The sequence below is a fragment of the Nocardioides sp. InS609-2 genome, from assembly GCF_023208195.1.
Taxonomy (GTDB): Bacteria; Actinomycetota; Actinomycetes; order Propionibacteriales; family Nocardioidaceae; genus Nocardioides.
The window spans coordinates 4,204,050-4,229,936 of record NZ_CP060034.1 but is presented as its reverse complement, the minus strand read 5'-3'; the positions used below and the strand labels follow the sequence as shown (position 1 = coordinate 4,229,936).

Genomic DNA, 25,887 nt, shown 5'->3' with positions numbered 1-25,887 from the left:
AGGCTAGTCACCACTCCGGACGCAGCCCGAATCCGTCCTGGCCGTCGCCACCGGTCTTCACCGCGAGCACCTGGTGCAGTTGGACCTCGTTGCGCTCGAAGCCGATCCGCGAGCCGGCCATGTAGACACCCCACACGCGCGCCGTACCCTCGCCGACCTCGGCCACGCACTCGTCCCAGTTGTCGCGCAGGTTGGCGCACCACTCGCGCAGGGTGAGCGCGTAGTGACGCCGCAGGTTCTCCTCGTGCATGACCTCGAAACCCGCGTCCTGCGCGGCGCTGATGATGCGTCCCGACCCGGTCAGCTCGCCGTCGGGGAAGACATAGCGGTCGATGAACGCACCGGTCTCCTCGCGCTGGTTGTGCGCACGGGTGATGCAGTGGTTGAGCAGCCGCCCTTCAGGACGCAGCCGGTTGAGCAGGTGGGTGAAGTACGCCGGATAGTTGCGCACACCGATGTGCTCGGTGAGCCCGATGGAGCTGACCGCGTCGAAGCCGGTTTCGGTGACATGCCGGTAGTCGAGGTGCCGGATCTCCACCAGGTGCTCGAGTCCTTCACGCTTCACCGCCTCCTGGCCCCACGCGGCCTGCTCGGCCGAAAGCGTCACGCCGAGCGCGGAGACGCCGTACTCGCGGGCCGCGTGCATCACCATGCCGCCCCAGCCGCACCCGACGTCGAGCAGCCGTTGCCCCGACTCGAGCCCGAGCTTGCGCGCGACCAGGTCGAACTTCGCGGCCTGCGCCTCCTCGAGCGAGACGTCGGGGCCATCGAAGAGCGCACAGGTGTAGGCCATCGAGGGGCCGAGCACCATCTCGTAGAAGCGGTTGGACACGTCGTAGTGGTGCTGGATCACGTCGGCGTCGCGGGTCATCGAGTGCCGCAGCCCCTCGACGGCGCGACGCCAGCGCGGCAGCGTCTCCTGCGGCGGTGGCGAGGGCGGCACCAAGTGGGCGATGCCGAGCGACCGCACGATCGACAACGCCTCCGCGGGTGTCGGCGCCCGGAAACGGAGGTTGCTCTTCAGCAGCGCCAGTGCCTCGTACGGGTCCCCCGGCTCGACACCGCTGATCGTCAGGTCGCCCATCACGTACGCGCGTGCCATGCCGAGGTCGCCGGGGGCGGTCAGCAGGTAGGAAAGCCCCCGCTCGTTGCGCAGGTGCAGACCGATGCTCGCGTCCGAAGGCCCCGCGCTGCTGCCGTCGTACGCCGTGAAGCGCACCGGCATCCCGTCGCGTAGCAGCGATGCGACCGCGTCTCCGATGGTCAGGGCGCGGCTCGTCGTCAGGCTCATGCTCTTCCTCTCGTTTTGGTGCCTGTGCCGGTCAGCGCCGACCTACTGCCTTGTCGTAGAGGCTGGTCAGCCGGTCGTCGGGGTCGACGTCCTGCTTGACCTTGGCCAGGTGTGCGCCGTCGTACAGCGCGTCGAAGGTCTCCTCGTCGTAGAAAGCCTCGGAGTACAGCGACTTGTTCCCGCCGAGCTCGTGCACTCTCGCCTCGATGGCGCGGTTGCGCGGCGCATCGACAGCGTCGGGCCCGACGTGCACGGTGCCCCAGAAGCCGACATTGACGTACGTCGCGCCCGGACGCAGCGGGTAGAGCGGCCAGTCGCGCGTGGTGACGAGCGGGCAGATCCACACCGGCCGCATCCCGATCTCGTCGTCGAACCAGGCGAGGAACTCGGCCAGCCGGTCGACCGGCAGCTCGACGTCCTGGATGACGCGTTCGCGCTGCGGCCGCTTCGCGAGCTTGTCGAGCCGGTCGGCGACGCCGAAACGCCGCTCCAGCCCCACCAGCCGGTGGTAGACGTCGGAACGACGCAAACGCCGCGGCCAGACCCGCCTGACCAGTGGGTGCTGCGCGCCGAACGCTCCGGAGCACCAGAACCAGTCGGTGTCCCAGCGCCAGAGGTAGTCGTGCATGGTCAGCCGGTCGGTCGTGCGCTCACGGATCGAGCGGTAGAAGATCTGCTGCCCGGTGTAGTCGGACGTCGGGCCTGGCTCGTCGGTCCAGCGGGCCAGCGTGAGGTACAGCTCGCCGGGCTCGAAGGCCACCCCGTCCAGGCCGTCCACCCGCTCGCCGGCCCACTCGCGGCTCTCGGCGATCTCGGCGATCGCGCTCGCCAGCTGGGCGGCGTCGTTGAAACGCACATGGCGCAGCGCGACGTAGTCGTGCACAGGCTCGAGCTCGATGCGCAGCCGGGTGGCATAGCCGAGAGACCCGTAGGAGTTGGGGAAAGTGTCGAACAGCTCGTCGCCCGGACGGCACGTGACGACCTCACCGGACCCGGTGAAGACATCCATCTCGCGCACCGACTCGTGCGGGAGGCCGTTGCGGTACGACGTCGCCTCGATGCCGAGGCCGGTGACCGCGCCACCCAGCGTGATGGTACGCAGCTGCGGCACGACGTACGGGATGAGACGGTGCGGCAGCGTCGCCGCGACCAGCGCCTCGTAGGTGCACATGCCCTGCACGTCGGCGGTGCGGGCGACCGTGTCGACGTGCAGCACGCCGGCGAGTCCGCTGACGTCGAGGCCGGGCGCATCGGTCGCGCTGCGGGGCCGGAACAGGTTGGACGTCGGCTTCGCGAGCCGCACCGGTGCGCCGACCGGGATTGCCTCGTACGACGCACGGAGCCTGGCGACGGCGGCGGCGTGCGCGCTGGCCCGGCTGGCACCGAACCCCTGCGCTGCTGAAGGATCCACGGGCCCAACGTACTCATGCCGGGCTGCGCCGCAAGTGAGTTCAGGTGGTGACGGACATCACCACGGTGCCGCGCTCGTCGGCGAAGTGCACGACGACGCCGGTACCGGCGAGATCGGTGAGCGCACGGTGGTCGGGTTCGACGAGCGAGCTTGCGGCCCCCAGCACCACGCACGCCTCGAGTCCACGCGCACCCGACGCGACCGCCATCGCCACACAGCTCTGCACCGCGCTGAGCTGGAGGCTTCGAAGGTCGACGGTGGCCGCGGCGTACGTGCGTCCGTCCAGGTCGCGGACCGCGGCACCCTCGGCTGCGCCGACCCGTGCACGCGTGGCGCGGGCGAGGGTGACGAGCTTGGCGTCCTCGGCGCTCAGTTCATCAGGACCGGGGTCAGGCATCGGCGGACTCCTCGTCGTCAGGGGCGGGATCGTGCTCGGGGACGACACGCTTGATAAGCACCGTGCCGAGCTTGTGGCGTCGGCCGGTGGCGCGCTCGGCCTCGAAGCGCAGGCCGTGCACCTCGACTGAAGCGCCCGGGATCGGCACCCGGCCGAGGTGCTTGGCCAGCAGGCCACCAACGCTGTCGACGTCGTCGTCGAAGACCTGGATGCCGAACAGGTCGACCAGGTCGTCGACCGGGTAGCGCGATACGACCCGCGCACTGCCGTCCTCGAGAGTCTCGAACTCGGCGGAGTCCTCGTCGTACTCGTCGGTGATCTCGCCGACGATCTCCTCGAGCACGTCCTCGATGGTCACCAGGCCGGCGGTGCCGCCGTACTCGTCGACGACGATGGCGACGTGCTGGCGCATGGACTGCATCTCCGACATCAGCTCGTCGACGGGTTTGGAGTCAGGCACGTAGTGCACCGGCCGCATGACCTCCTCGACACGCTGGGTGGTCTCGACATCGGGGGCCTCGAAGTCGCGGCGGACGACATCCTTGAGATAGGCCATGCCGCGCACGTCGTCGAGGTTCTCGCCGATGACCGGGATCCGGGAGTAGCCGCTGCGCAGGAACAGCGACATCGTCTGGCGGAGGTTCTTGTAGTGCTCGATGTAGACCACGTCGTTGCGCGGCACCATCACCTCGCGAGCGATGGTGTCGCCGAGCTCGAAGACGGAGTGGATCATCTTGCGCTCACCCGACTCGATGACCGCCGATGCCTCGGCCATGTCGACCAGCTCACGGAGCTCCGTCTCCGTCGAGAAGGGTCCGGTGCGGAAGCCCCGGCCGGGGGTGATCGCGTTGCCGAGCAGGATCAGCAGCTGTGGGAGCGGTCCGAGGACCCGGGTGACGAAGACGATCGGCCCGGCCGAGAGCAGGGCGACGCTGACATCGTGCTGGCGGCCCAGGGTGCGGGGCGCCACGCCGATCGCGACGAACGAGACCAGGAGCATCACGCTGATGGTGACCACCAGCGTCGCCCACCAGGCGTAGTCGAAGCGCTCGGTGACCCAGAGCGTGACGATGACCGTCGCGCCGATCTCGCAGAGAAGACGCAGTAGCAGCGCGGTGTTGAGGTAGCGCGGTGCGTCGTCGAGGATGCGCAGCAGCTTGCGCGAGCCGGGACGTGTCTCGGTGACGAGCTCCTCGGCGCGAGCGTGCGAGAAACCGGCCAGTGCCGCGTCCGCGGCGGAGAAGAGTCCGGCCACCAGGACCAGGGCGGCCGCCATGATGAGCAGCCAGATGTCGGTCACCGAGCGCGCCACTCCGCGAGTAGGCGGTCCTGGAGACCGAACATCTCCGCGTGCTCGTCGGGCACGGCGTGGTCGTAGCCGAGCAGGTGCAGGATGCCGTGCACGGTGAGCAGCTCGATCTCGGCGTTAGTCGAGTGACCGGCCGTGGTCGCCTGCTTCTCGGCGATGTCGGGGCAGAGCACCAGGTCTCCGAGCACGCCCTCCTCGGGCTCCTCGTTGATCAGGCCGGGACGCAGCTCGTCCATGGGGAAGGCGAGTACGTCGGTCGGGCCCTCCTTCTCCATCCACTGCTCGTTGAGCTGGGCAATGGTCTGCTCGTCGACGGCCTTGATGCAGAGCTCGGCCAGCGGGTGCACGCGCATGGAGTCCATGACGAACCGCGAGAGACCGGCGAGCTGCTTGACGTCGAGCTCGCGGCCGGACTCGTTGAGGATCTCGATGCTCATCGACCCTGCCTCAATGTGCTGGGCCTCATCGAGTGGTACCCCGGACGGGCCCGGACTCGGCGCGCGCCGAGTGCACGTCGTACGCCTCGACGATCTTGCCGACGAGACGGTGCCGGACGACGTCATGGGCGGTGAGCCGGTTGAACGAGATGTCGTTGATCTCGGACAGGATGCCCTCGATCACGCGCAGCCCGGACAGGATGCCGCTGGGCAGGTCGACCTGGGTGACGTCACCGGTCACGACGATCTTGGAGCCGAAGCCGAGCCGGGTCAGGAACATCTTCATCTGCTCGGGCGAGGTGTTCTGCGCCTCGTCGAGGATGATGAACGAGTCGTTGAGCGAGCGACCGCGCATGAACGCCAGCGGCGCCACCTCGATGGTGCCGGCGGCCAGCAGTTTCGGGATCGACTCGGGGTCGACCATGTCGTGCAGTGCGTCGTACAAGGGCCGCAGGTAGGGGTCGATCTTCTCGCTGAGCGTGCCCGGTAGGAAGCCCAGGCGCTCGCCGGCCTCGACGGCGGGGCGGGTCAGGATGATCCGGTTGACGTCCTTGGCCTGCAGCGCCTGCACGGCCTTCGCCATGGCGAGGTAGGTCTTGCCGGTGCCGGCCGGGCCGATGCCGAAGGTGATGGTGTTGTTGTCGATCGCGTCGACGTAGCGCTTCTGGTTGAGCGTCTTGGGCCGGATCGTGCGACCTCGGTTGCTCAGGATGTTGAGGCTGAGCACGTCGGCGGGGCGCTCGGTGGTCTCCTGGCGGAGCATGCCGATGGCGCGCTCGACGGTCTCACTGGTGACGCCCTGGCCGGTGCGGATGATCGTGATCAGCTCGTCGATCAGGCGCTCGGCAAGGGCGATCTCGGCGGCATCGCCGTGGAAGGTGATCCGGTTGCCGCGCACGTGCACGTCTGCGTCGAACGACGACTCGAGGAGCCCGAGGTGCTCATCGCCCGGCCCCAGGAGGCTCACCATGTTGACGCTGTTGGGCACGACGACCGTGTGCTTGGTGGTGAGTGGCTGTGAGTCAGTCATCGTTGCCCGGATGGGCGCCTTTCGGGTCGGTTCCCAGGAGCCATCCATGGTACGGGAGCGCCGCGGGCGAGCACACCGAGTAACGCGTACGGTGTTCGCATGGCGCCGTCGCAGTGGCACAGGGACGAGGACTACGACCACGACGACGACACCCCGCCGCTGTGGTTCCACGGCCAGCACCTGCCCGGGGACGCCCGACGGATGGGTCTGAACTCGCACGTGCCCGATGGCGCCCTGCTCGACTTCGCCGGCACGCTCGACAGCACCAAGCGCGTGCATCGCATCACCGCATGGGTGCTGCTCGTGGTGTTCGGGCTGCCGGTGGTCTTCGCCCTGATGCGCGTCTTCTACGCGTTCACGGGCGGGTGACCTGCAGCATCCCCAGGCACATCTCGTCGGTGGTGCCCTCGCCCCAGACGACGTAGCGGTCGGGCTGTCCTTCGAACGACGGCAGCTTGTCGCGCAGGTCTTGTGAGTGCCGGCAGGTCACGCGCACGTTGTCCCACGGCTCGACCTTGACCGGGTCGATCGGCTTGGCACCCTGGTTGTCGAAGTCCCAGACGGGGATGTCGAGCACCGTCTGCGCCTGCGGGGTGTCGGGGTTGATCTCGATCTTGATCTCGCGACCCAGCAGGTGCATGTGGCCGGCCACGCCGTGGATCGTCATCGGCTCACCCACAGTGCGGGTGCATGACTGCGTCTCGCCGGCCACGGTCTTGGTGCCGCAGAGCAGGTGGAGCAGGTCGGCAAGAGCGCCGGGGCCATGGCCGAAACGGGCCTTGACGTCGGCCAGCGCCGCATCGCGGTCGCACATCGGGTTGTCGGTGTGGCCAGGCCGGCACGGCAGCTCGACGGGTGAGGGCAGCAGGAACGTCGAGAGCGTCGCCAGGTCGGCGTTGCCAGGAGCCAGTCGCAGCTGGGTGGCCGAGGTGTCGGGCTCGCTGCCGGCGAGCAGGTTGTAGTGCACCTGCATCACGACGCGTGATCCCTTCTCGAGAGGTACGCCGAAGCCGGGCTTGGTCACGGCCTCGCTGCCACCGGGCGCCCAGGCGCCGAGCCACGGTGCGTTGTCGAGCTGCGCGCCGCCGGCGTCGAGGCCGGTGCCGCCGAAGCAGGTCCAGCCCTCGCCGGGGGTACCGGCGTCCATGTCCTCGGCGACGCCCACCTGGTCGGCCGGGACGCGGAAGAGGATGACGTGGTGGACGACCTGCGGGTTGCCAGGCAGGACGTTCGTACCTGTGATGATGGCGTCCTTCTCCAGACCCGGGTCGAGGAGGAAGCAACGGTAGTCGTCCGTGCCGACGCCGGTGGGCGCGGAGGGCGTGTACGCCGCCGGCATCTCGAGGGTGACCCGGCGTTCGCCCGCACGCAGCGGCCTGGGCTTCGCGGCCTGGGCGGTCGTCGTACCGCCGTGGGAGTCGTGGCCGGCAGAAGCCGGCTCGGCGGCGGGCTCGGGTGACGCGCTCTGCTCGGCGCCGGAGTGTGCTGTGTGGGCGTCCTCAGCGTTACCGCCGCACCCGGCGAGAAGGAGCAGCGACGCGGCGACCAGCGCCGACGCGCGCAGCCGGCGGTTCATCCGGGCGGCCAGGTGAAGCTACGGCCACCGAGCACGTGGAGGTGGGTGTGGAAGACGGTCTGGCCGGTATCGGCGCCGGTGTTGAAGACGAGGCGGTACTGCTCGCCGAGGCCTTCGTCGCCGGCCACCTTCGCAGCCGCCGAGACGAGCTCGACGAGGGTCGCGGGCGCGGCCTCGCCCAGCTCGGCGGCGTTGGCGTGATGGCTGCGCGGGATCACCAGGACATGAGTTGGCGCCTGGGGGTTGAGGTCCCGGAAGGCAAGCACGGTTTCGGACTCGTGCACGACGTCGGCGGGGATGTCACCCGCGACGATCTTGCAGAAGAGGCAGTCCTCGGCAGCTGTCATACGCGAACTCTCCCACGCAACACGACACCGTAGGACCGGTAAACCAGGTGAACGGGTCGCGCGTCCTACTAGCGTGATCACCCATGCACAGGGTCGCCCCGATGGGATGCGCGCCCCGCTCCGCGCGGGGCTCGTGACCGACGCCGTCGGCTGGCAGGCCGACGAGGCGCTGGAACAGCTGTACGCCGCCCACTGGCGGCAGCTCGTGCGCCTGGCCGTGCTCCTCGTGCGTGACGTCGGGACGGCCGAGGAGGTGGTTCAGGACGCCTTCGTGGCCGTGCACGGCAGGTGGTCGCGGATCCGTACCCCCGAGGCCGCGCTCCCCTACTTGCGCCAGGCCGTGGTCAACCGGTCCCGCTCGGTGCTCCGGCATCGGGTGGTCGTCGACCGGCATCTCCGTGCCGAGGCGGTCAAGCCTCTCGCGCTGGCCCCCGACGCTGAGGGAGTCGTCCTGGACGCGGCCCGGCGGGACGCCGTACTCGATGGGATGCGGTCGCTGCCCCAACGCCAGCGCGAGGTGCTCGCGCTGCGCTACTTCGTCGACCTGTCCGAGGGCGAGATCGCCACGACGCTCGGCATCTCCCGCGGCGCGGTGAAGAGCCATGCCTCCCGCGGCGCCGCCTCGTTGCGTGCCCTGCTCGGTCCCCTGCTGGAGGAAATGTCATGACCCCCGACGAGCCAGACGACAAGCTCGCCCGCGCGCTCCACGACGCGGTGTCCCGCATCGAGCCGCGCGACGCGCTGGCCGAGATCCGATCCCGTACCCGACCCCGCTCCGATGCGAAGGTGGAAACCATGAGCAACCGCACCTGGCCCCTCGTCCTCCTCGGCGCTGCCGCTACCGCCGCGGTGATCGGCGTCGTTGCCTTCGTCGGGGGCTTCGGCGGGGACGACGACCCGGATCCCGACCCTGCCGCTTCGTCGTCGCAGGCCGCCGAGCCGACGCCCTCGGAGCCGGCGTCGCCCAGCGAGCCGGAGTCGTCATCAGCGACTGTCGGCCCCGAGCCGGGAGGCGCAGTGCCTCTCTACTTCATCGGCGACACCGAGCGCGGCGGGCCGCGGCTCTACCGCGAGTTCCAGGCGGGAGACCTTTCGCTCGAGACCGCGCTCGACCTGCTCTCGGACGGACCGACCGACCCCGACTACCGCACGGCCTGGCAGAAGGGCTCGTTCGACGGCGTCGAGGACGACGGCGACGTCATCTCCGTGCGCTTCGCCGACGACTCCCTCAACACTCCCCTGCCGGGGATGTCCGAGGCGGAGGCGCAGGCGGCCGTCCAGCAGGTCGTCTACACCGTGCAGGCCGTGGCTCAGCGCCGCGCGCCGGTGCAGTTCATGATCAATGACGGACCTGCCCAGACCGTGTACGGCGTCAACACGGCCGAGCCGATCACCAACGCGCCGATCCTCGAAGCCCTCAGCCACATGAGCATCACCGACCCCGAGCAGGGCACGACCGTCAGCGGCACCCTCGAGCTCTCCGGCGTGGCCAACAGCTTCGAGGCCAGCAGCGGCTGGGAGCTGCGCCAGGGCGACAAGGTCGTCAAGAAGGGCGTCTGGATGGCCGAGGGCTGGATGGAGGACAAGCTCTTCCCGTTCGCCGAGTCGATCAAGCTCGACGGCGTTGCGCCCGGCGACTACACGATCTGGGCGACCACGGATGACCCCACCGGCGGCACCGAGGGTGTCGGCGCGATGACGGACTCGAAGGACATCACGATCCAGTAGAGTGCCTCTTCCCCCGCCTCTCGAACAGGTGTACGATAAGACAACGCACTGGCGACAGCTCTCTGGTCGCCACCTGATGCAGAAGTCCTCCGGGTTCGTGCCCCGGGTGTCGCCACCTGATGGCGCGTTGCATCGACAGTCCCACGACCCCACGGGTCGTCGTTGTCGATGGAAGGCGGTGCCCCACATGACCCATCCGGTGCTGGAGTGCGCCGACGTCATCGACTCAGCGCTCAAGGACGTGGCCGGGGTCTCGGTGCCGTTCATGGACACGCCGACCAAACGCGAGGCGCTGCTCCGCCTGACCGCGCTGACCGGGCAGCTCGAAGCGCTCCGGTTGCGGGTCATCGCCGCCGCGGACGACGTGGCCGACCACGACGGCGCCCGCGACGTCGCGTCCTGGTTGGCCAAGCATGCGCGTGTCGACCGGCCCGCCGCCGCCCGATCGGCCCGGCTGGCCGACGCCCTCGACCAACGCTGGCCGGTGCTGGCCCAGGGGTTGGCCGAGGGCGACGTGAACGTCGAGCAGGCCGCGGTGATTGCCCGCGCCCTGGACCATCTCCCGGCCGACATCCCCGCGGAGACCCGGGCTGCGGCCGAGGCCCGGCTGGTCGCCGACGCCGGCACCTTCGCACCCCACCAGCTCCGGGTCCTGGGTCGACGGATCCTCGACATCGTCGCCCCCGAGCTCGGCGAGGCCCACGAACGCCGTGCCCTCGAAGCCGAAGAACACGCCGCGCACCGCCAGACATCGCTGACCACGCATCGCCGCGGAGACGGGTCCACCGACATCCGAATCCGGGTCCCCGACGCCACCGCCGACCGACTGCTGACCTACCTGCACGCCTTCACCACACCCCGACGCCACCACCACGAGTCCACCGGCCAGCGACTGCCCCACGACCAAGCCCTCGGCCACGCCTTCCGTGCCCTGCTCGAGACCCTCGACCCACACCGGCTCCCCCTGCACGGCGGCGACGCCACCACCGTCATCGTCACCATCGACATCGACACCCTGCGCGACGGCCTCGGGATCGCCACCACCGACACCGGCACCCCCATCACCGCCGCCGAAGCCCGGCGGCTCGCCTGCACCGCACACCTCATCCCCGCCGTCCTCGGCGGCACCTCCGAGCCCCTCGACCTCGGCCGCGGCACCCGGCTCTTCAGCCGCCACCAACGCAAAGCCTTCGCCCTGCGCGACCACACCTGCCGCGCCGACGGCTGCGACATCCCCGCCGCCTGGACCGAAGCCCACCACCAACACCCCTGGTCCCACGGCGGACCCACCAACCTCGACAACGGCCTGCTGCTCTGTTCGTGGCACCACCACCGAGCCCACGACGACCGCTACCTCCACGACCGACTACCCAACGGCGACCTCAGATTCCACCGACGCAGATAGGAGTGGCAGGTGTCCGGCTAGTCGAATGTCAGCACTTCAACGGCAGGGCTTCTCGAAGGTTGTCGCACTTCCGATAGACCCATGTGCCGCTGCCGAAGCCGTCTTCGGTGCCGTCGACGAACACCTCGACCTGACCGGCCGACAAGATCCGCACGTAGGTCCGGACAGGGTCACCCTCGACCGTGTTGTAGGTCAGCATCGCCTCGGCACCTCGGCCGGCCCGCTCCGCCGCTCGCAGGCACGCCTTCGAGCGTGGGGCATACCGCGCATCGGACGGGACGAGGCGCTCGGCAGCACCACAGGATCCCACGCCGAGACGGTCGAGCCAGCGCTGGTAGACGGGGTCGTCCTGCACTTCTCGCGGGGTGGGAGCGGGCTCGCTCGGACGTGCGACGCCGGGTGTGTTCGCAGGCACAGCGGCCGACGTTTCCGCCGGCTCGCTGTGGGTGCATCCCGTCGCGAACACCATTAGGGCGAGGGCTGACAGCCAGTCCGCACGCATGACTCTCCTCCACACTTCACGGGAGTCGACGTGCTCGTCGGTGATTTGGTTCCGGTCCGGGAGCGGTTGTCCGCACCCTCACCCCCAGCGCGGGGTGCCGGCCAGCAGGGCGGCCACGGCGGCGACGCCGGCGGTCGACGTACGCAGGACTTCGCTGCCGAGCCGCACCGGCACGGCGCCGGCGGCCACGAAGGCGGCGACTTCCTCGTCGGTGAGTCCGCCTTCGGGTCCGACCACGACCACGACGTGGGCGGCGTCACCGACGGCGGGGAGCGGCTGCGCCGCCTCCTCATGGAGTACGACGACCAGGTCGGCCGCCCGGACCAGCGCTGTGGCGTCGGCTGTGTTGGCCAGGTCGGCCACCTCGGGGAACCAGGTGCGACGGGCCTGCTTGGCGGCCTCACGGGAGGTGGCACGCCACTTGGCCAGTGACTTCGTGGCCCGCTCGCCACGCCAGACGGCGACGCTGCGGGCGGCTGCCCACGGGACGATGCGGGTCACGCCGATCTCGGTCAGCATCTCGACGGCGAGCTCGCCCCGGTCGCCCTTCGGCAACGCCTGCACGACGGTGATAGCGGGTGTTGGCGCCGGCAGGACATCGATCGAGTGGACCGTCACCGAGAAGACGCGTTTGCCCGTCGAGGTCACCTCTCCGGTGGCCGACGTACCCGCGCCGTCGGTGAGCACGACCGACTCCCCCACCCGCAGCCGACGAACGGCCACGGCGTGGTGCGCCTCGTCCCCCGTCACCTCGACCGTCGCGCCCGGCCGGACGTCTGCCATCGTCGGCACCAGGTGGACGGGAAGTGACATCAGACGTTGAACGCGTCGCGCAGCCGCCCGAAGACCGACTTGTGGGATGCGCGCACGGTGCCCTGGGGCGACTCCTCGCCACGGATGGCCGCGAGCTCGCGCAGCAGCTCCTCCTGGCGGGCGTCGAGCCGGGTCGGGGTGTCGACGATGACGGTAATGACCAGGTCGCCCCGGCCACCGCGCAGGCCGGGCACGCCGTACCCGCGCATGACGTGCTCGGTGCCTGACTGGCTGCCGGCCGGGATGTCGAGGTCGAGGCTCGTGACGAGCTCGGAGTCCTCGGCGGGCTCGAGGTCGGCCTCGAGCAACGGCAGCTGGACGGACGTGCCGAGAGCTGCCGCCGTCATCGGCAGCGAGACGGTGCAGTGCAGGTCGTTGCCGGCCCGGGTGAAGGTCGCGTGCGGCTCGACCTGGATCTCGACGTAGAGGTCACCCGCCGGTCCGCCGCCGGGGCCGACCTCGCCCTGCTCGGTGAGCTGGACGCGGGTGCCGGAGTCGACGCCGCCGGGGATCTTGACCTTGAGGGTGCGGCGCGACCGCACCCGGCCGTCGCCAGAGCACTCGCGGCACGGGTCGGGGATCAGCGTGCCGAAGCCGCGGCAGGCCGCGCACGGACGCAGGGTGCGGATCTCGCCGAGGAACGAGCGCTGCACCTGGGCCACCTCGCCGACGCCACGGCACGTCTCGCAGGTGATCGGGCTGGTGCCCGGCGCCGTGCCGTCGCCGTGGCAGGTGGTGCAGACGACGGCGGTGTCGACCTTCAGGTCCTTGGTGGCACCGAACGCTGCCTCGGCGAGGTCGATGTCGAGACGGATCAGTGCGTCCTGGCCACGTCGCATGCGGGGCCGCGGCCCACGCGACCCGCCGGCCCCGCCCGCTTGGCCGCCGAAGAACGCGTCCATGATGTCGGTGAACGAGAAGCCGGCACCCTGCCCGAAGCCACCGGCACCCGCGCCGGCACCGCCGAACGGGTCGCCGCCACGGTCGTACGCCGCGCGCTTCTGGGGGTCCGACAGCACCTCGTAGGCGCGGGAGACCTCCTTGAACTTCTCCTGCGTCTCCGGGTCGGGGTTGACGTCGGGGTGGAGCTGCCTGGCCTGCTTCCGGTAGGCCTTCTTGATGGTGTCGGCGTCCGCGTCGCGGGCGACACCGAGGAGCTCGTAGAGGTCCTGACTCACGTTTGTCTGTCTTCCTAACTTCTTGATGCCCAGAAAATGAGGCTCAGGCCTCGTCGAGAATGCGGGACACGTAGCGGGCGACCGCTCGCACCGCCGTCATCGTGCCGGGGTAGTCCATGCGGGTGGGGCCGACGATGCCGAGGCTCGCCAAGGCGTCGTCGCCGGGACCGTAGCCGGTGGCCACGACGCTGGTGGAGGAGAGCTCGGCGTACGGGCCCTCGTGGCCGATGCGCACCGTCACCGTCCCGCCGGTGCTGGCCTCGCCGAGCAGCTTGAGCAGCACCACGTGCTCCTCGAGTGCCTCGAGCAGCGGTCGGACCGAGGTGTCGAACGAGTCGCCGTACCGGGCTAGGTTGGCGGCGCCACCGACCGCCACCCGCTCGTCGCCGCGGTGGTCTGACATGGCGTCCGAGAGCGTGTCGACGATGGCGGTGACGAGACTGTCGGGTACGGCGCCGGGTGCGGTTGCCAAGGCCGCGAGCGCGGTGATGGCGTCGGCGATGCGCTCGCCGACGACAGCCCGGCCGATGCGCGTGCGGAGCGCCGCGAGCACGTCGTCACCGAGCGGGTCGGCGACCTCCACGAGCCGCTGCTCCACCCGGCCCGTGGAGAGGATGAGCACCACGAGCAGCCGGGTCGGCGCCAGCGCCACCAGCTCGACGTGGCGAACGGTGCTGCGCGAGAGGGTGGGGTACTGCACGACGGCGACCTGGCGGGTGAGCTGCGAGAGCATCCGCACCGAGCGCTGTACGACGTCGTCGAGGTCGACCGCCCCGTCGAGGAACGTCGAGATCGCGCGCTTCTCAGCTGCGCTCATCGGCTTGACCGTGGTGAGCCGGTCGACGAAGAGCCGGTAGCCCTTGTCGGTCGGCACCCGGCCGGCGCTGGTGTGCGGCTGGTGGATGAAGCCTTCCTCCTCCAGCACCGCCATGTCGTTGCGCACGGTGGCCGGTGAGACGCCCAGCCCGTGTCGTTCGACGAGCGCCTTGGAACCGACCGGCTCCTCGGTGGCGACGTAGTCCTCGACGATGGCCCGGAGGACGGCGAGCTTGCGGTCGTCGGTCATGTGGGCCCCCTCTCGGCTCGTTGCTGGCACTCCATCACGACGAGTGCCAAGACTACCCGCCCGGGCACGTGCTCCCGGGCCGGGATCTGCTGACCCCCGATAGCCTGCGACCATGTCTGACTTCATCGAGGTGGCCGATCGCGTCTGGGTGGCGCGTTACGAGTGGTTCGACGTCAACGTCACGGCGGTCGGCAGCGATCGCGGCCTGATGGTGGTCGACACCCACGGGTCCGGGCTCGCCGCCACCGGCGTCATCGAGGACCTGCGCCGCCTGGGCGCCGGCGAGGTCACCACGGTGGTCAACACGCACTCCCACTTCGACCACACCTTCGGCAACGCGGCCTTCCGATCGGCGTACGGCGACATCGCGATCCACGCGCACGAGAACGCCGCGGCGGCTACCGTCGTCTCGGGCGAGCGCATCAAGGGCCACTACCGCGAGGACTCCGACGACCCGCACCGCGAGGAGATGCTCGCGACCGACGTGGTCCCGGCCGACCACACCTTCTCCTCCGCCGTCGCTCTCGACCTGGGCGACCGCGTGGTGGAGCTCGTGCACCCCGGTCGGGGTCACACCGACGGCGACCTCGTGGTCCGCATCCCCGACGTAGACGTGGTGCTGGCCGGAGACCTGGTCGAGGAGTCTGCCCCGCCGGTCTACGGCGTCGACTGCTTCCCTCTCGACTGGCCGCACAGCATGGACATCGTGCTCGGCCTGACCACGTCGAGGAGCACGGTCGTGCCGGGTCACGGCGCACCGGTCGACCGCGACTTCGTCGAGATCCAGCGCAACGACCTCGGCCTGATGGCTGACGCGATCCGCAACCTGGCGAGCCGCAGCGTCCCCCTCGACCAGGCGCTGGAGGTCGGCGACTTCCCGTTCCCGGCCGAGCGTCTCGCCGACGCCGTACAACGTGGCTACGAGCAGCTGCCGCCCAGCAGGACCCAGCTCCCTCTCGTCTGAAGGGGGCGTTGACGGGTGAGCGCCCGCCCTGTTGGGTCGGAGCATGAGCGAACACGAGGATGAGTCCCCCCAGGCCGGCATCACCGACGACCAGCTGCCCGAGGACCTGCAGCCCGGCGAGGACAACCCGCTCGCCGAACCACTCGAGCCCGACGACGTCGACCGCGACCTCGAGATGGACGCGACCCAGGAGCCCGACGAGTCAGACGAGTCCGAGGGGTCCAGGGAGTCCGACACCGACGCCTGACGGCGCGCCCCCGCCATCGGGGACGTCGGGCCACCTAGCGTTGGCGGGTGACCTCCCCTGATCGCTACGGCTCCGACGTCCTCTCCACCGATTGGAAGAAGCCGAAGCGCGGCCGCGCCCAGGAGCACTCCGCCGACCTCGGCCTCGTCGTCGAGGAGGTCACCACCGAATGGTGCGGCGAGATCATCGCCGTCGACCGGGACCTCTACACCGTCACGCTCGAGGACCGCCGCAGCAAGCGCCGTACCTTCCCGCTGGGTCCGGGCTTCCTGCTCGACGGCAAGCCGGTGATCCTCACCCCGCCCCTGCGGCAGTCGGCCCCCGCCGCCCCCACGCGTACGGCGTCCGGCTCGGTCGCCGTCCAGGGAGCCAAGGCCCGGGTGGCCCGGCAGAGCCGGATCTTCGTCGAAGGACGCCACGACGCCGAGCTGGTCGAGCGGGTCTGGGGCGACGACCTGCGCATCGAGGGCGTGGTCGTGGAGTACCTCGGCGGCGTCGACGACCTGGCCGACCACCTGCGCGACTTCAAACCCGGTCCGGAGCGCCGGGTCGGGGTCCTGGTCGACCACCTGGTCCCCGGGTCGAAAGAGAGCCGGATCGCCCAGGCCATCGTCAAGTCACCCGTCGGGAAGCACGTGCTGATCGTCGGGCACCCGTTCATCGACGTGTGGCAGGCGGTCAAGCCCGACCGGCTGGGCATCGCGCGCTGGCCCGACGTGCCGCGCAACGTCGAGTGGAAGAAGGGCACCTGTCAGCTGCTCGGCTGGCCGCACCGCGACCAGACCGACATCGCCCGCGCCTGGCAGCACATCTTGTCGAAGGTCGACTCGTTCGCCGACCTCGATCCCGCGCTGCTCGGAAGGGTCGAGGAGCTCATCGACTTCGTCACGGCCGAGTAGAGCTCACGGCAGCAGGTCGCGCACCACCCCGTCAGCGAGCAGGCGGCCACGCGGGGTCAGGACCAGCCGCTCGGTGCGCAGCGTGAGCAGGCCCTCGTCGACGAGCCGCCGGACCTGGCCGCGTCCGTGCTGGTCGAGCGCGAGCACAGGCAGGCCGTCGCGCAGCCGGATCTCCAGCAGCACCCGCTCCACCCGGCGGGTCTCGTCGTCGAGCACCTCTCGCGCATGGGCTGGGCTCAGACCCGCGGCGAGCCGGTCGGCGTACGCCGTCGGGTGCTTGACGTTCCACCACCGCACGCCGCCGATGTGGGAGTGTGCCCCGGGCCCGGCGCCCCACCAGTCGCCTCCGGTCCAGTAGAGCTGGTTGTGCCGGCAGCGGCTCTCGGGGCGGCGCGCCCAGTTGGAGACCTCGTACCACTCCATTCCTCCGGCGCTGAGCTTGTCGTCAGCGAGGAGGTACTTGTCGGCAAGGTCGTCCTCGTCGGGCGTCGGCAGCTCGCCGCGGCGTACCTGACGCGCCAGCGCGGTGCCCTCCTCGACGATCAGCGAGTACGCCGAGATGTGGTCGGGACCGCACGCCAGTGCGGAGTCGAGCGACTCCTCCCAGTCGGCGAGCGACTCCCCCGGTGTGCCGTAGATCAGGTCCAGGCTGATCTCGTCGAAACCGGCAGCGCGCGCCCACTCGACGGCCGCCGGCACCCGCAGGGGGTCGTGGGTGCGATCAAGCGTCTTGAGCACACGCGGCACCGCCGACTGCATGCCGAAGCTGATGCGGTTGAAGCCGGCCCCGCGCAGCTCGTCGAGGTCCCACTGGGCGACGCTGTCGGGGTTGGCCTCGGTGGTGACCTCGACGTCGTCGGCCAGTCCGAACTCGCTGGCGATCGACGCCAGGATCGAGCCCAGGTCGAAGGTCTTGAGCAGCGTCGGCGTGCCGCCGCCCAGGAAGATCGTGGACACCGGACGGTCGTCGTCACCCAGCACCCGGCGGGCCATCCGCAGCTCGTGGATCACCGCTTCGGCGTACGTCGCACGCGAGGCGCCGGGGGTGTCGCTGAGCTCCTCGGCGGTGTAGGTGTTGAAGTCGCAGTAGCCACACCGCACCGTGCAGAACGGCACGTGGACATAGATGCCGAAGGGTCGCTCCCCCGAGCCGGCGAGCGCGCTCTCCGGCAGCGACCCATCCGCAGGAGCAGGGTCGCCCGAAGGCTGTGCGGGGGCCACCCGCTCATCTCACCACAGTCGTCCGCCTGACACCGGGTCCAGGCCAGGTGTCAGGCGGACGACCCGGGCCTGTGGAGAACGTCAGCAGGGGACACCACGGTTCAGCGACCCTCGTGGCGTGGGTCGACACAAGCTGACATGGCACGACCTGGCACGACGCCAGGCCGGGGTCGTGGCGCGGCGTCAGCTCAACCGACTGGGATATTCCTGGGACTTCGCCGAGGCACAGCTCGTAGCGCAGCGATGGCAGTCCATCACGCCGACGGTCTTGTGTACGACGACCGGCGCGCTCACGCGTCGACAGCTCATGTGGGCCGGCGTGCTCCACGCCGGCCACGGCAGCGCGGTCGGTCAGCTGAGCGCTCTCGAGTGCCACGGCCTCGAACGATGGCCTCGCGACGAGATCACGATCCTGCTGGCAAAGTCGCACAACCTCGACCCACTCCCAGGTGTGCGATTCGTGGAGACCCGACGACCGATCTCGCGCTTCACGTCCCACGATCCGCTCCCCGTGTGGCAGGTCGAGCCAGCCGCCCTGTTGTTCGCAGCGTACGAGCCCGTCACGCGGACGGCGTACGGGCTGCTCAACGCGGTGGTCCAGCAACGGCTGACCACACCTGCCGATCTCGAACGCTGGATCGGTCGGATGCGCCCCCTTCGCCGCGCCAAGCCGTTCCGCCGGTTGCTCGCGGAGATGGCTGGTGGAGTGCAGTCCGTGGCTGAGCTGGACGTGAGCCGGATGTGCCGGGTTTACGGACTGCCTCTGCCTCGGCGTCAGACGAAGCGCCGCGACTCGAGCGGGAGGCTTCGCTACACCGACGCGGAGTGGCGGCTGCCCAATGGCAGGGTCTTGATCCTCGAGGTCGACGGCGCATTCCACATGGAGGTGGAGCAGTGGACCGACGACATCGAACGCGAACGCGGACTCGTCGCGGCCGGCGTCGTACTCGTCAGGTGCACCGCCTCGGAGCTCCGCGACAACCCGGGCCAGGTCGCGCACGATCTGCGCCGCATTGGAGTCGAGTCGTCCGCCTGACGCCGGGTCATGGCCCGGCGTCAGGCGGACGACTCGGACAGACGGGGACGTTGAATGGGTGCCGGTGGTCTCCCACCAACACCCATTCGACGGTCCGGACCTGTGCGCGTGCTGTGCGCTGCCCCGGGTCAGGCTGAGCAGATCACGCGTACATCGCGTCGATGAGCTCCTGGTGGTTCACCTGTACGACGTTGCGCTTGACCTTCATCGAGGGAGTCATCTCGCCCGACTCGATGCTGAGGTCGTGGTCGAGCAGGCGCCACTTCTTGATGGTCTCCCAGCGGTTGAGCTGCGCGTTCATCTGGTCGACGTAGCCGCTGACCATCGCCTCCACGGCATCGGACCTGACGATCTCCGTGTACGACGCGCCGTCCATGCCGTTCTCCTTCGCCCAGACCGCCATCGCGTCGGGGTCGAGCGTCACGAGCGCCACGCAGTAGTTGCGCTCGTCGCCGAAGACCACGAACTGGCTGGCGTAGGGACAGACAGCCTTGAACTTCGCCTCGATCGCCGGCGGCGCGACGTACTTGCCTCCGGAGGTCTTGAAGAGCTCCTTGATGCGGCCGGTGATCGTGAGGTAGCCGTCGGCGTCGAGCGAGCCCTTGTCCCCGGTGTGCAGCCAACCGTCGGCCGTGAGCGACTTCGCGGTCTCCTGTGGGTTGTTGTGGTAGCCGTCCATGACGCCGGGACCCTTGATCATGATCTCGTCGCCGTCGCCGAGCTTGACCTCGGTGCCGGGAACGACCGGTCCCACGGTGCCGAAGCGGTAGTCGTCCGGGAGATTGACGAACGAGCCCGCCGACGACTCGGTCAGGCCGTAGCCCTCGAGGATCGTGATGCCCGCCGCGTGGAACCACTCGGCGATGTCGCGGTTGAGTGCCGCGGCGCCGGAGATGAAGAACCGGACCCGGCCGCCGAAGCGGTCGCGGACCTTGCTGAAGACCAGCTTGTCGAAGACGCCGTGCTGGACCTTGAGCGACAGCGGCACCGACTTGCCCTCGCGTTTGAGCTGGTCGACCTTGAGCCCGACCTCGAAGGCCTTCTTGAAGAGCTTCTCCTTGGCCCCACCCTCGGCGGCCTGCATGGTGACGATGCGACCGTGCGCCTTCTCGAAGATGCGCGGAGCGGCGCCCATGAACGTCGGCTTCACGATGCCGAGGTTCTCGACGATCTTGTCGACGCGGCCGTCGATGGCTGCCGCGAAACCGCACGCCATCTGGGTCGACATCAAGACCTTGCCGAAGGAGTGCGCCATCGGTAGCCAGCGGAACTCCAGGTCGTCCTCGGTGAGGATGCCCTGGGCGTTGATGGCTTCGCCCTGGTAGACCCAGGAGCGGTGCCGCAGGCGTACGCCCTTGGGGCGACCGGTCGTGCCGGAGGTGTAGATCAGGGTGGCGAGCTGGTCGGGCGAGATCGACTTGGCCGTCTCCTCGATGGCGTCGGGGTGCTCGGCCAGGTAGGCATCGCCGAGACCGGCCAGGTCGTCGAGACCGATGACCCAGTCACCGTCGGTGGTGCCTTCGAAGGTGATCACCTTGCCGAGGTGGGGCAGCTCGTTCTTGTGCTCCTTGAGCTTGGCGATCTGCTCGTCGTCCTCGGCGAACACCACGCGGCACTCCGAGTCAGCGAGGATGTAGCCAGTGTCGTCGGAGTTGCTCGTCGGGTAGACCGTGGTCGTCGCGCCACCGGCGCACATGACGGCGAGGTCGGCGAGGATCCACTCGTAGCGGGTGCCCGAGGCAATTCCCACTCGCTGCTCGGACTCCAGGCCCAGGCTCAGCAGGCCCGCGGCCAGGCTGCGCACTCGGTCTCCGGCCTGGCGCCAGGTGACCGACTCCCAGGCCTCCCCCCTGGGGAAGCGGAATGCCTCGCGGTCGGGCGACTTCTGGACCCGGTCCCAGAACTGAACGGCCACGCTCGGCAGTAGGTTCTCCACGAAGCTCGTGTCGGTCTTGATGGGCATGTGACTCCTGCGACTCGGGGTTGGCGAACTCCTTGCGGAGTAACCTAGATCACTGCCGAACTCACCGGTAGCAAATGTCCAGAGCGAGTTGGGCAGCCGGACTCACCGCGCACGCGCCCTGGCTCGCGGGGCGACCCTCGCGGGAGTTCAACCGCGACCTACTCCTGCACGGCCTTGGCGATCGCGATGCAGCGGGTGATCCACTCGCGCTCGTCGACGCTGAGGTCGCGGCCGGCGCGCTGGGCGTCCTCGACCGACCAGTGCGCGTTGATCACCATCCGCACGACGACCCAGTCGCGGGCGCGGTCCTCGTCGAGGCCGGCGCCGTCGACCAGGGCATGGAAACGGCGGCGTACGCCCCCGCGGATGTCGCCCGCCAGCTCGTCGAAGCGGTTCCACAGCATCGGGGCGGGTTCGTAGTGCGGGTCGCCGCTCATCGGCTTCGGGTCGATCACCAGCCACGGCTCGCGGTCGGCAGCGAGCACGTTCTCGTAGTGCAGGTCGCCGTGCACGAGCGTGCCGGTGCTGGCCTCGTCGGCCACCAGGTCGCGCGCCAGTGACAGGGCCTGCTCGACGAGGCGGCGCGGGATCGGCGCGTTGCGTGGCATCTCGGCCAGGGCTGCGGTCCAGCTCGCGACGTACGACGTGACGGTGCGCAGCTGCGGCATGGCCGGCACGTGGATGCGGCGGTAGAGCCCGGCCACGACCTCGCAGGCCTCGACGTCCCAGAGGTCGGTGAGGTCCTCGGGATGGAGGCGTTCGAGCAGCATCGCCCGGCGAGCCGGGTCGGCGCGAAGCAGCCGCACGGTGCCGTCGCCGCCCCACCGTTGGAGGGCGAGGTGCTCGAACTCCGACTCGTCGTCGAAGTCGTTGCTCATCTTGAGCGCGGCAGGCCCACCCGACCGGGTGCGCACCGGCACCACCACCGAGCAGAAGCCGTGCATCACGGCGCCGTCGACGATGAGCTCCCACTCGTCCACCACGTCGGCGAACAGCCGCGGCAGGGCGTCGAGCCACGTGCCCCACTCCTCGCCCAGGCCGCGTTGGGCCTCGAGCCGGGCGGGTACGACGAGGCGCTCGGTCACACCGTCGAACCTGGCTCGACGCGCGCGCCCGCAGCCAGGGAGGTGCCCAGGCCAATGACCGACTCCTTGCCGATGAGTGCGACGTCGTCGTCACGGGCCGCCCGGTGGCTCGAGGACGCCCCGACCCGAGCGCGTCGTGCGACCACGACCTTGTCGTCCAGCACGCTGGTCGTCACTGCGGCATCGCGCTCGACGCGCACGTCGGCGAAGAGAACCGCGTCTGTCACGACGGCACCGGCCTCGACCACCACTCCAGGTCCGAGGACGCTACGGATCACGGTGCCGGCGACGTCGGCGCCCGGTGAGATGAGGCTGTCCTCGACCACCGCGCCGGCCCTGACGCGGGCGGCCTCCCGGTCGTTCCAGTGCGAGATCACGGGCCGGTCGGGGTCGTCGAAGACGCCGACCTTGCCGGCCAGGAGGTCGCGGTGACACTGGAGGTAGGCACCCGGACGACCGACATCGCGCCAGTAGCCGGTCATCGGGTCGGCCAGCACCTTGCCCTTCTCGAGCAGCCGGGGCAGCAGGTGCTCGCCGAAGTCGCCGATGCCGCTGTCGGAGCCTTCGGCATCGCCGGACAGCTCCGCGCGCAGCTCACGCAGGGTCTCAAGCAGCGGCTCGGTCTGGTAGACGAAGACCTCCGTCGCCACCGTGCCGGTCGAGGGCTTCGACGGCTTGACCTCCAGCCCCGTCACCCGACGGCCGCGACCTGTCGTGACGGTGACGTTGGAGGAGGCCTCGCGGCGGGTCACCTCACTGGTGACCAGCGTGGCCATGGCTCCCGACGCGAGGTGGCGCTCGACCACCGGCGCAAGGTCCATGGCGAAGACGTGGTCGGCGCTGCTCACCACGATGGTGGGGGCGCCCCAGGTTTCGAGGTCACGCGCCATCCGCAGCAGCAGGTCGCCGTTGCCGTGCGCGAACTCGTCCTCGGTTGCCGGCCCGCTGCCGGTCTGCGGCACGATCCGGCGGAACCCGCCGCGGGTGGCGTCGAGGTCCCACGGACGGCCGCCGGCGAGGTACTCGTCGATCGAGGCGACCTGGTACTCCACGCTGACCCACACGTCGCAGATCTGGGAGTGCACCATGCTCGAGATGGCGAAGTCGATGAGGCGGTGCGTGCCGGCGTACGGCAGGGCCGGCTTGGCTCGCTCGCGCGTGAGCACGTCCATGCGGGAACCGGCGCCACCAGCCTGGATCAGTCCGAGCACCTGTCGTGCGGGCATCTGCCACCTCCGAAGCGCGAGCCTAGGTCATGGCCGGATCGGCTGGTCGGCCAGGAACTCACCGGGGGTCAGTCCGCTGACGGTGCGGAAATCGTGGGTGAAGTGGGCCTGGTCGGCGTAGCCGAGCTCGACGGCGATGTCGGCGAGCGAGGTCTCCCCTGCCTTGAGCCGCTCGACCGCGTCGTGCAGGCGGCGGCGCTGGATCAGCCACTTCGGGGTCATGCCGACCCGCTGCTCGACCAGCCGCTGGAGGCTGCGCTCGGTCATCGCGAACTCGTCGGCCAGCTCGTCGACGCGGATGACCTCGGGATGCTCGACCAGCCAGGCCACCAGCCGGTTGATGAGCTCGCCCTGCTCGTCGACGGGCAGCAACGGAGCAAGCTGGCGCTCGACCTCGGCCGTCGCGGCCGCATGGGCCAACGGGTCGGTGGGGTCGCGAGTCATGGCAGCCCGGATCCGGCCGACCAGCCGCGGCGCGTCGAGCGCAGCCACCTCGCCCACGTCGAACGACGTGTCTGTGACGGTGGCCACCGACCGCCCGAGCAGCAGCCGTCCGGCGGCGGGCGTGAGCATCGTGCCGACCGCCCAGCCGTCGTCCTCGAGCGTCACCGACGACAGCCCGCGGACCACGCCGTAGAAGCGGGCATAGGTGTTGCTGACCACGATCAGGCAGGCGGGGTGCTGCAGGGTGCTCTGCGTCTGCGGCGCGTCGACCGACCAGACCGGGATCCAGAACCGCTCGACCAGTGGCGCCAGTGCCGGCGTCGGGGCGTAGCGGAAGATCGGCGGAGACGGACGCGTGGCGCCGGTCAGATGGGCGCGGTCGACCGGGTCCACACGTCTTGGCAGCCCGGTCTCACCCATGTGTCGGATTATCACAAGAGCCACCGACACCCGGGCTCCTAGGTTGGGGCCATGAACCCCACAGCCCAGCGATTCCACGACCGCGCCCAACGCTTCGGCGAGATCATCGACGCCGCCGACGGGCAGTGGGACGCCCCCACCCCGTGCGACGACTGGTCGGTGCGCGACGTCATCGACCACGCGGTGGAGACCGAGCGCGACTTCTTCGACAAGCGCGGACTCGACCTCGCGCCGGCTCCCGACACGACCGATCTCGCGCAGGCATGGCGGGCGCACACCGCCGCCATGGTCGACGTGCTGGGCCGCGACGGCGTCGCCGAGACGGCGTACGACGGCTACTTCGGGCCGACGACGGTGGCCGACACGATGGCCGACTTCTACGGCTGGGACCTGATGATCCACAGCTGGGACATCGCCCGCGCGACCGGCCAGGAGTGGAGCATCGCCGACGAGGAGGTCGAGCGGCTGAACAGGACGGCCGACGGCTGGGGCGACGCCCTGCACTCCGAGGGCGTGTGCGCACCCGAGGTCGCACTTCCCGACGACGCGTCCGCCCAGGACCGGCTGCTGGCCCGGCTGGGTCGCGACCCGCAGTGGCGGGCCGCTCAGCCGACTCGCTGACCAGCCGTGCTGATCTCCTCAGCCACCATCGCCATCGTGGTGCGGGCCCGCGCGGGGTCCTCGGTCAGGAAGTAGTGGTCGACCCCCGGGGTGACCTGGTGGACGACCCGGATGCCGGCGTCGCACAACCGGGCGGCATACGCATCGCCCTCGGTACGCAGGATGTCGCGTTCGCCGGTGAGAACGACGGCCGGTGGCAGGCCGGAGAGGTCGTCGGCGAGCAGCGGAGAGGCGTAGGCCTCGCGCCGCGACGCCGGGTCGGGCAGGTAGGCGCGGCGGACCAGACGGCGCAGGTCGGGCGAGATCATGCCCGGGTCGCCGTCGCGTGGCTCGGCCGAGAGGTCGAGGGCGGGCACGCCGAGCACCTGCAGGGTCGGCACGAAGCTGCCGGCATCGCGGGCCTGGAGGCAGACCGAGGCGGCCAGTCCTCCACGGAGCTGAACCCGCCGACGGAGAGTCGGCTGCCGTCGAGCCCGAGCGAGTCGCCATGACCGACCAGCCAGGCTGCGGCGTCGTGGGCCTGGTGCTGCGCCACTGGGTACGCCGCCCGCGGGGCCACCTCGAAATCGACGTTGGCCACGGCCACCCCGGCGGTGGCCGCGACGTAGCGGCACCACCAGTCGTCCATCGCGGGGTGGCGCATCAGGAACGCGCCACCGTGGAAGTGCACGTGCACCGGCAGCGGAGCTGCCTCGGCAGGCAACGGGCGGTAGACGAAGACCCCCACCTTGCCGTGGCGCGTCGGCACGGAGACCCGGGTGGGCGCCGCCAGGTCGGAGCCCGCGAACCTCAACGGCCGGCCGTAGTCCACGCTGAAGCGTGCGCTCGCCCGTATCAACTCCACCCGGAGCCGGTCGGAGAGCCTCATCCCTGCTTCTTGAGCTTGCGCCAGCCACCTGCGCGGTTGTCGGCGACCAGCCGGCGCAGGAACGCGGTCAGCGCGACCTCGTCGACCGGGTCGTCCTCGCGGAAGCCGATCGTGCGGGCGGTGGTGTTGTCGTGGCCGGCCGTGATGAGTCCGTCGGGGTCGGGCACGACGCCGCCGTCGTACACGAAGAGGTTGACGTGGTCCTTGGCTGCGAGCAGGGCGCAGACGTTGCCGTCGAGCACGAAGTAGGGCTGCACGCTGCGCTTGATCGTCTCGGTGATCTCGGGGTCGGCCGCGTGCACGATGGTGCGCAGCTGCTCGCACAGGCCCTGCTGCCACGGCGGCAGACCGGCGATGTAGTCGTCGACACGGGGGTCACGGACCTCTGACATGGACCTCATGA

At 70.0% G+C, this 25,887-nt stretch carries 29 protein-coding genes; 9 read left to right on the top strand and 20 right to left on the bottom strand.

From position 1 onward, the window contains the following. Nucleotides 1–7 precede the first annotated feature (7 nt). Genes H4Q84_RS21680 through H4Q84_RS21655 form a run of 6 tightly spaced genes read right to left on the bottom strand, consistent with a single transcriptional unit; the run spans nt 8 to nt 5,875 of the window. Nucleotides 8–1,291: a cyclopropane-fatty-acyl-phospholipid synthase family protein gene (locus H4Q84_RS21680; protein WP_248581136.1), complete on the bottom strand. Its 1,284-nt coding sequence runs from the start codon at nt 1,289–1,291 to the stop codon at nt 8–10. A 31-nt stretch (nt 1,292–1,322) separates the two neighbouring features. After that, the gene (locus H4Q84_RS21675) at nt 1,323–2,702 is read right to left on the bottom strand and encodes an FAD-binding oxidoreductase (protein ID WP_248581135.1); all 1,380 of its coding nucleotides are present in this window, start codon (nt 2,700–2,702) and stop codon (nt 1,323–1,325) included. A 40-nt stretch (nt 2,703–2,742) separates the two neighbouring features. Further along, on the bottom strand, nt 2,743–3,099 hold the full coding sequence (locus H4Q84_RS21670; RefSeq protein WP_248581134.1) for a cytidine deaminase: 357 nt from the start codon (nt 3,097–3,099) through the stop codon (nt 2,743–2,745). Then, entirely contained in the window at nt 3,092–4,375 is a 1,284-nt protein-coding gene (locus tag H4Q84_RS21665) for a hemolysin family protein (RefSeq protein ID WP_248583704.1), read from the bottom strand. Before H4Q84_RS21665 ends, H4Q84_RS21670 begins: the two co-directional genes overlap by 8 nt. 20 nt (nt 4,376–4,395) lie before the next feature. Beyond that, nucleotides 4,396–4,845, bottom strand: a complete 450-nt coding sequence (ybeY, locus tag H4Q84_RS21660; RefSeq protein WP_248581133.1) for an rRNA maturation RNase YbeY — start codon at nt 4,843–4,845, stop codon at nt 4,396–4,398. Nucleotides 4,846–4,870: 25 nt separating this feature from the next. Continuing rightward, on the bottom strand, nt 4,871–5,875 hold the full coding sequence (locus H4Q84_RS21655) for a PhoH family protein (protein WP_248581132.1): 1,005 nt from the start codon (nt 5,873–5,875) through the stop codon (nt 4,871–4,873). Between the two features lie 99 nt (nt 5,876–5,974). Between H4Q84_RS21655 and H4Q84_RS21650 the strand changes: the two genes are divergently transcribed. After that, entirely contained in the window at nt 5,975–6,244 is a 270-nt protein-coding gene (locus H4Q84_RS21650) for a hypothetical protein (protein WP_248581131.1), read from the top strand. On the opposite strand, the gene H4Q84_RS21645 is transcribed toward H4Q84_RS21650, so the two are convergent. Both H4Q84_RS21645 and H4Q84_RS21640 read right to left on the bottom strand, forming a co-directional pair. After that, nucleotides 6,231–7,451 (bottom strand): hypothetical protein, encoded by a 1,221-nt coding sequence (locus H4Q84_RS21645; RefSeq protein ID WP_248581130.1) that lies wholly within the window; start codon nt 7,449–7,451, stop codon nt 6,231–6,233. The two genes, H4Q84_RS21650 and H4Q84_RS21645, sit on opposite strands and share 14 nt — an antisense overlap. Continuing rightward, a complete protein-coding gene (locus tag H4Q84_RS21640) occupies nt 7,448–7,798 on the bottom strand; it encodes a histidine triad nucleotide-binding protein (RefSeq protein WP_248581129.1) in 351 nt (116 codons plus the stop codon). The genes H4Q84_RS21645 and H4Q84_RS21640 overlap by 4 nt, the downstream gene beginning before the upstream one ends. Before the next feature lie 73 nt (nt 7,799–7,871). On the opposite strand from H4Q84_RS21640, the gene H4Q84_RS21635 reads away from it, so the two are divergent. The 3 genes from H4Q84_RS21635 (at nt 7,872) to H4Q84_RS21625 (ending at nt 10,931) form a co-directional block, all read left to right on the top strand. Further along, on the top strand, nt 7,872–8,465 hold the full coding sequence (locus tag H4Q84_RS21635; protein ID WP_248581128.1) for a SigE family RNA polymerase sigma factor: 594 nt from the start codon (nt 7,872–7,874) through the stop codon (nt 8,463–8,465). Further along, on the top strand, nt 8,462–9,526 hold the full coding sequence (locus H4Q84_RS21630; RefSeq protein ID WP_248581127.1) for a Gmad2 immunoglobulin-like domain-containing protein: 1,065 nt from the start codon (nt 8,462–8,464) through the stop codon (nt 9,524–9,526). Before H4Q84_RS21635 ends, H4Q84_RS21630 begins: the two co-directional genes overlap by 4 nt. 187 nt (nt 9,527–9,713) lie before the next feature. Then, the gene (locus H4Q84_RS21625) at nt 9,714–10,931 is read left to right on the top strand and encodes an HNH endonuclease signature motif containing protein (protein ID WP_248581126.1); all 1,218 of its coding nucleotides are present in this window, start codon (nt 9,714–9,716) and stop codon (nt 10,929–10,931) included. Nucleotides 10,932–10,959: 28 nt separating this feature from the next. Here H4Q84_RS21625 and H4Q84_RS21620 read toward each other — a convergent pair whose 3' ends face one another. From H4Q84_RS21620 to hrcA, 4 genes are all read right to left on the bottom strand, one after another. After that, nucleotides 10,960–11,286 carry a hypothetical protein gene (locus H4Q84_RS21620; protein WP_248581125.1) on the bottom strand — a complete coding sequence of 109 codons (327 nt, stop codon included), beginning with the start codon at nt 11,284–11,286 and terminating at the stop codon, nt 10,960–10,962. Between the two features lie 225 nt (nt 11,287–11,511). Beyond that, nucleotides 11,512–12,246 carry a 16S rRNA (uracil(1498)-N(3))-methyltransferase gene (locus H4Q84_RS21615; protein WP_248581124.1) on the bottom strand — a complete coding sequence of 245 codons (735 nt, stop codon included), beginning with the start codon at nt 12,244–12,246 and terminating at the stop codon, nt 11,512–11,514. After that, nucleotides 12,246–13,424, bottom strand: coding sequence for a molecular chaperone DnaJ (dnaJ, locus tag H4Q84_RS21610; RefSeq protein WP_248581123.1), 1,179 nt, complete (start codon nt 13,422–13,424; stop codon nt 12,246–12,248). Before dnaJ ends, H4Q84_RS21615 begins: the two co-directional genes overlap by 1 nt. Before the next feature lie 43 nt (nt 13,425–13,467). Further along, nucleotides 13,468–14,490 carry a heat-inducible transcriptional repressor HrcA gene (gene hrcA, locus H4Q84_RS21605; RefSeq protein ID WP_248581122.1) on the bottom strand — a complete coding sequence of 341 codons (1,023 nt, stop codon included), beginning with the start codon at nt 14,488–14,490 and terminating at the stop codon, nt 13,468–13,470. Nucleotides 14,491–14,602: 112 nt separating this feature from the next. On the opposite strand from hrcA, the gene H4Q84_RS21600 reads away from it, so the two are divergent. The 3 genes from H4Q84_RS21600 to H4Q84_RS21590 are packed head-to-tail and all read left to right on the top strand — an operon-like array spanning nt 14,603 to nt 16,600. Next, complete coding sequence (locus H4Q84_RS21600; protein ID WP_248581121.1) at nt 14,603–15,454, top strand: MBL fold metallo-hydrolase; 852 nt, start codon at nt 14,603–14,605, stop codon at nt 15,452–15,454. Between the two features lie 43 nt (nt 15,455–15,497). Further along, nucleotides 15,498–15,701 carry a hypothetical protein gene (locus H4Q84_RS21595; protein ID WP_248581120.1) on the top strand — a complete coding sequence of 68 codons (204 nt, stop codon included), beginning with the start codon at nt 15,498–15,500 and terminating at the stop codon, nt 15,699–15,701. Between the two features lie 47 nt (nt 15,702–15,748). Further along, a complete protein-coding gene (locus tag H4Q84_RS21590; protein WP_248581119.1) occupies nt 15,749–16,600 on the top strand; it encodes a DUF3097 domain-containing protein in 852 nt (283 codons plus the stop codon). Between the two features lie 3 nt (nt 16,601–16,603). On the opposite strand, the gene hemW is transcribed toward H4Q84_RS21590, so the two are convergent. Continuing rightward, on the bottom strand, nt 16,604–17,821 hold the full coding sequence (gene hemW, locus H4Q84_RS21585) for a radical SAM family heme chaperone HemW (protein WP_248581118.1): 1,218 nt from the start codon (nt 17,819–17,821) through the stop codon (nt 16,604–16,606). Nucleotides 17,822–17,939: 118 nt separating this feature from the next. Here hemW and H4Q84_RS21580 point away from each other — a divergent pair, with 118 nt between their 5' ends. Continuing rightward, a complete protein-coding gene (locus H4Q84_RS21580; protein ID WP_248581117.1) occupies nt 17,940–18,857 on the top strand; it encodes an endonuclease domain-containing protein in 918 nt (305 codons plus the stop codon). 142 nt (nt 18,858–18,999) lie between these two features. On the opposite strand, the gene H4Q84_RS21575 is transcribed toward H4Q84_RS21580, so the two are convergent. The 4 genes from H4Q84_RS21575 to H4Q84_RS21560 all read right to left on the bottom strand — a co-directional run bounded on the left by H4Q84_RS21575 (nt 19,000) and on the right by H4Q84_RS21560 (nt 23,995). After that, a complete protein-coding gene (locus tag H4Q84_RS21575) occupies nt 19,000–20,820 on the bottom strand; it encodes an AMP-dependent synthetase/ligase (RefSeq protein WP_248581116.1) in 1,821 nt (606 codons plus the stop codon). Between the two features lie 158 nt (nt 20,821–20,978). Beyond that, entirely contained in the window at nt 20,979–21,905 is a 927-nt protein-coding gene (locus H4Q84_RS21570) for an aminoglycoside phosphotransferase family protein (RefSeq protein WP_248581115.1), read from the bottom strand. Beyond that, nucleotides 21,902–23,131 (bottom strand): sugar phosphate nucleotidyltransferase, encoded by a 1,230-nt coding sequence (locus H4Q84_RS21565; RefSeq protein WP_248581114.1) that lies wholly within the window; start codon nt 23,129–23,131, stop codon nt 21,902–21,904. The genes H4Q84_RS21570 and H4Q84_RS21565 overlap by 4 nt, the downstream gene beginning before the upstream one ends. Nucleotides 23,132–23,158: 27 nt before the next feature. Continuing rightward, entirely contained in the window at nt 23,159–23,995 is an 837-nt protein-coding gene (locus H4Q84_RS21560) for an AraC family transcriptional regulator (RefSeq protein ID WP_248581113.1), read from the bottom strand. 51 nt (nt 23,996–24,046) lie between these two features. On the opposite strand from H4Q84_RS21560, the gene H4Q84_RS21555 reads away from it, so the two are divergent. Beyond that, nucleotides 24,047–24,616 (top strand): TIGR03086 family metal-binding protein, encoded by a 570-nt coding sequence (locus tag H4Q84_RS21555; protein ID WP_248581112.1) that lies wholly within the window; start codon nt 24,047–24,049, stop codon nt 24,614–24,616. On the opposite strand, the gene H4Q84_RS23285 is transcribed toward H4Q84_RS21555, so the two are convergent. Genes H4Q84_RS23285 through H4Q84_RS21545 form a run of 3 tightly spaced genes read right to left on the bottom strand, consistent with a single transcriptional unit; the run spans nt 24,601 to nt 25,876 of the window. Next, entirely contained in the window at nt 24,601–24,996 is a 396-nt protein-coding gene (locus H4Q84_RS23285) for an alpha/beta hydrolase fold domain-containing protein (protein ID WP_282580291.1), read from the bottom strand. The genes H4Q84_RS21555 and H4Q84_RS23285 overlap by 16 nt on opposite strands. Continuing rightward, nucleotides 24,921–25,484, bottom strand: coding sequence for an alpha/beta hydrolase (locus H4Q84_RS23280; RefSeq protein ID WP_282580290.1), 564 nt, complete (start codon nt 25,482–25,484; stop codon nt 24,921–24,923). The genes H4Q84_RS23285 and H4Q84_RS23280 overlap by 76 nt, the downstream gene beginning before the upstream one ends. Next, entirely contained in the window at nt 25,481–25,876 is a 396-nt protein-coding gene (locus H4Q84_RS21545; RefSeq protein ID WP_248581111.1) for a DUF1801 domain-containing protein, read from the bottom strand. Before H4Q84_RS21545 ends, H4Q84_RS23280 begins: the two co-directional genes overlap by 4 nt. Nucleotides 25,877–25,887 lie beyond the last annotated feature (11 nt).

Coding starts and splice junctions, on each gene's coding strand:
- H4Q84_RS21650 (WP_248581131.1), top strand. CDS start 5,975: ATGGCGCCGTCGCAGTGGCACAGGGACGAGGACTACGACCACGACGAC.
- H4Q84_RS21615 (WP_248581124.1), bottom strand. CDS start 12,246: ATGTCACTTCCCGTCCACCTGGTGCCGACGATGGCAGACGTCCGGCCG.
- H4Q84_RS21645 (WP_248581130.1), bottom strand. CDS start 7,451: ATGAACCGCCGGCTGCGCGCGTCGGCGCTGGTCGCCGCGTCGCTGCTC.
- H4Q84_RS21630 (WP_248581127.1), top strand. CDS start 8,462: ATGACCCCCGACGAGCCAGACGACAAGCTCGCCCGCGCGCTCCACGAC.
- H4Q84_RS21555 (WP_248581112.1), top strand. CDS start 24,047: ATGAACCCCACAGCCCAGCGATTCCACGACCGCGCCCAACGCTTCGGC.
- H4Q84_RS21565 (WP_248581114.1), bottom strand. CDS start 23,131: ATGCCCGCACGACAGGTGCTCGGACTGATCCAGGCTGGTGGCGCCGGT.
- H4Q84_RS21670 (WP_248581134.1), bottom strand. CDS start 3,099: ATGCCTGACCCCGGTCCTGATGAACTGAGCGCCGAGGACGCCAAGCTC.
- H4Q84_RS23280 (WP_282580290.1), bottom strand. CDS start 25,484: ATGAGGCTCTCCGACCGGCTCCGGGTGGAGTTGATACGGGCGAGCGCA.
- H4Q84_RS21625 (WP_248581126.1), top strand. CDS start 9,714: ATGACCCATCCGGTGCTGGAGTGCGCCGACGTCATCGACTCAGCGCTC.
- H4Q84_RS21575 (WP_248581116.1), bottom strand. CDS start 20,820: ATGCCCATCAAGACCGACACGAGCTTCGTGGAGAACCTACTGCCGAGC.
- H4Q84_RS21600 (WP_248581121.1), top strand. CDS start 14,603: ATGTCTGACTTCATCGAGGTGGCCGATCGCGTCTGGGTGGCGCGTTAC.
- H4Q84_RS21640 (WP_248581129.1), bottom strand. CDS start 7,798: ATGACAGCTGCCGAGGACTGCCTCTTCTGCAAGATCGTCGCGGGTGAC.
- ybeY (WP_248581133.1), bottom strand. CDS start 4,845: ATGAGCATCGAGATCCTCAACGAGTCCGGCCGCGAGCTCGACGTCAAG.
- H4Q84_RS21680 (WP_248581136.1), bottom strand. CDS start 1,291: ATGAGCCTGACGACGAGCCGCGCCCTGACCATCGGAGACGCGGTCGCA.
- H4Q84_RS21655 (WP_248581132.1), bottom strand. CDS start 5,875: ATGACTGACTCACAGCCACTCACCACCAAGCACACGGTCGTCGTGCCC.
- H4Q84_RS21560 (WP_248581113.1), bottom strand. CDS start 23,995: ATGGGTGAGACCGGGCTGCCAAGACGTGTGGACCCGGTCGACCGCGCC.
- H4Q84_RS21545 (WP_248581111.1), bottom strand. CDS start 25,876: ATGTCAGAGGTCCGTGACCCCCGTGTCGACGACTACATCGCCGGTCTG.
- H4Q84_RS21665 (WP_248583704.1), bottom strand. CDS start 4,375: ATGGCGGCCGCCCTGGTCCTGGTGGCCGGACTCTTCTCCGCCGCGGAC.
- H4Q84_RS21595 (WP_248581120.1), top strand. CDS start 15,498: ATGAGCGAACACGAGGATGAGTCCCCCCAGGCCGGCATCACCGACGAC.
- hrcA (WP_248581122.1), bottom strand. CDS start 14,490: ATGACCGACGACCGCAAGCTCGCCGTCCTCCGGGCCATCGTCGAGGAC.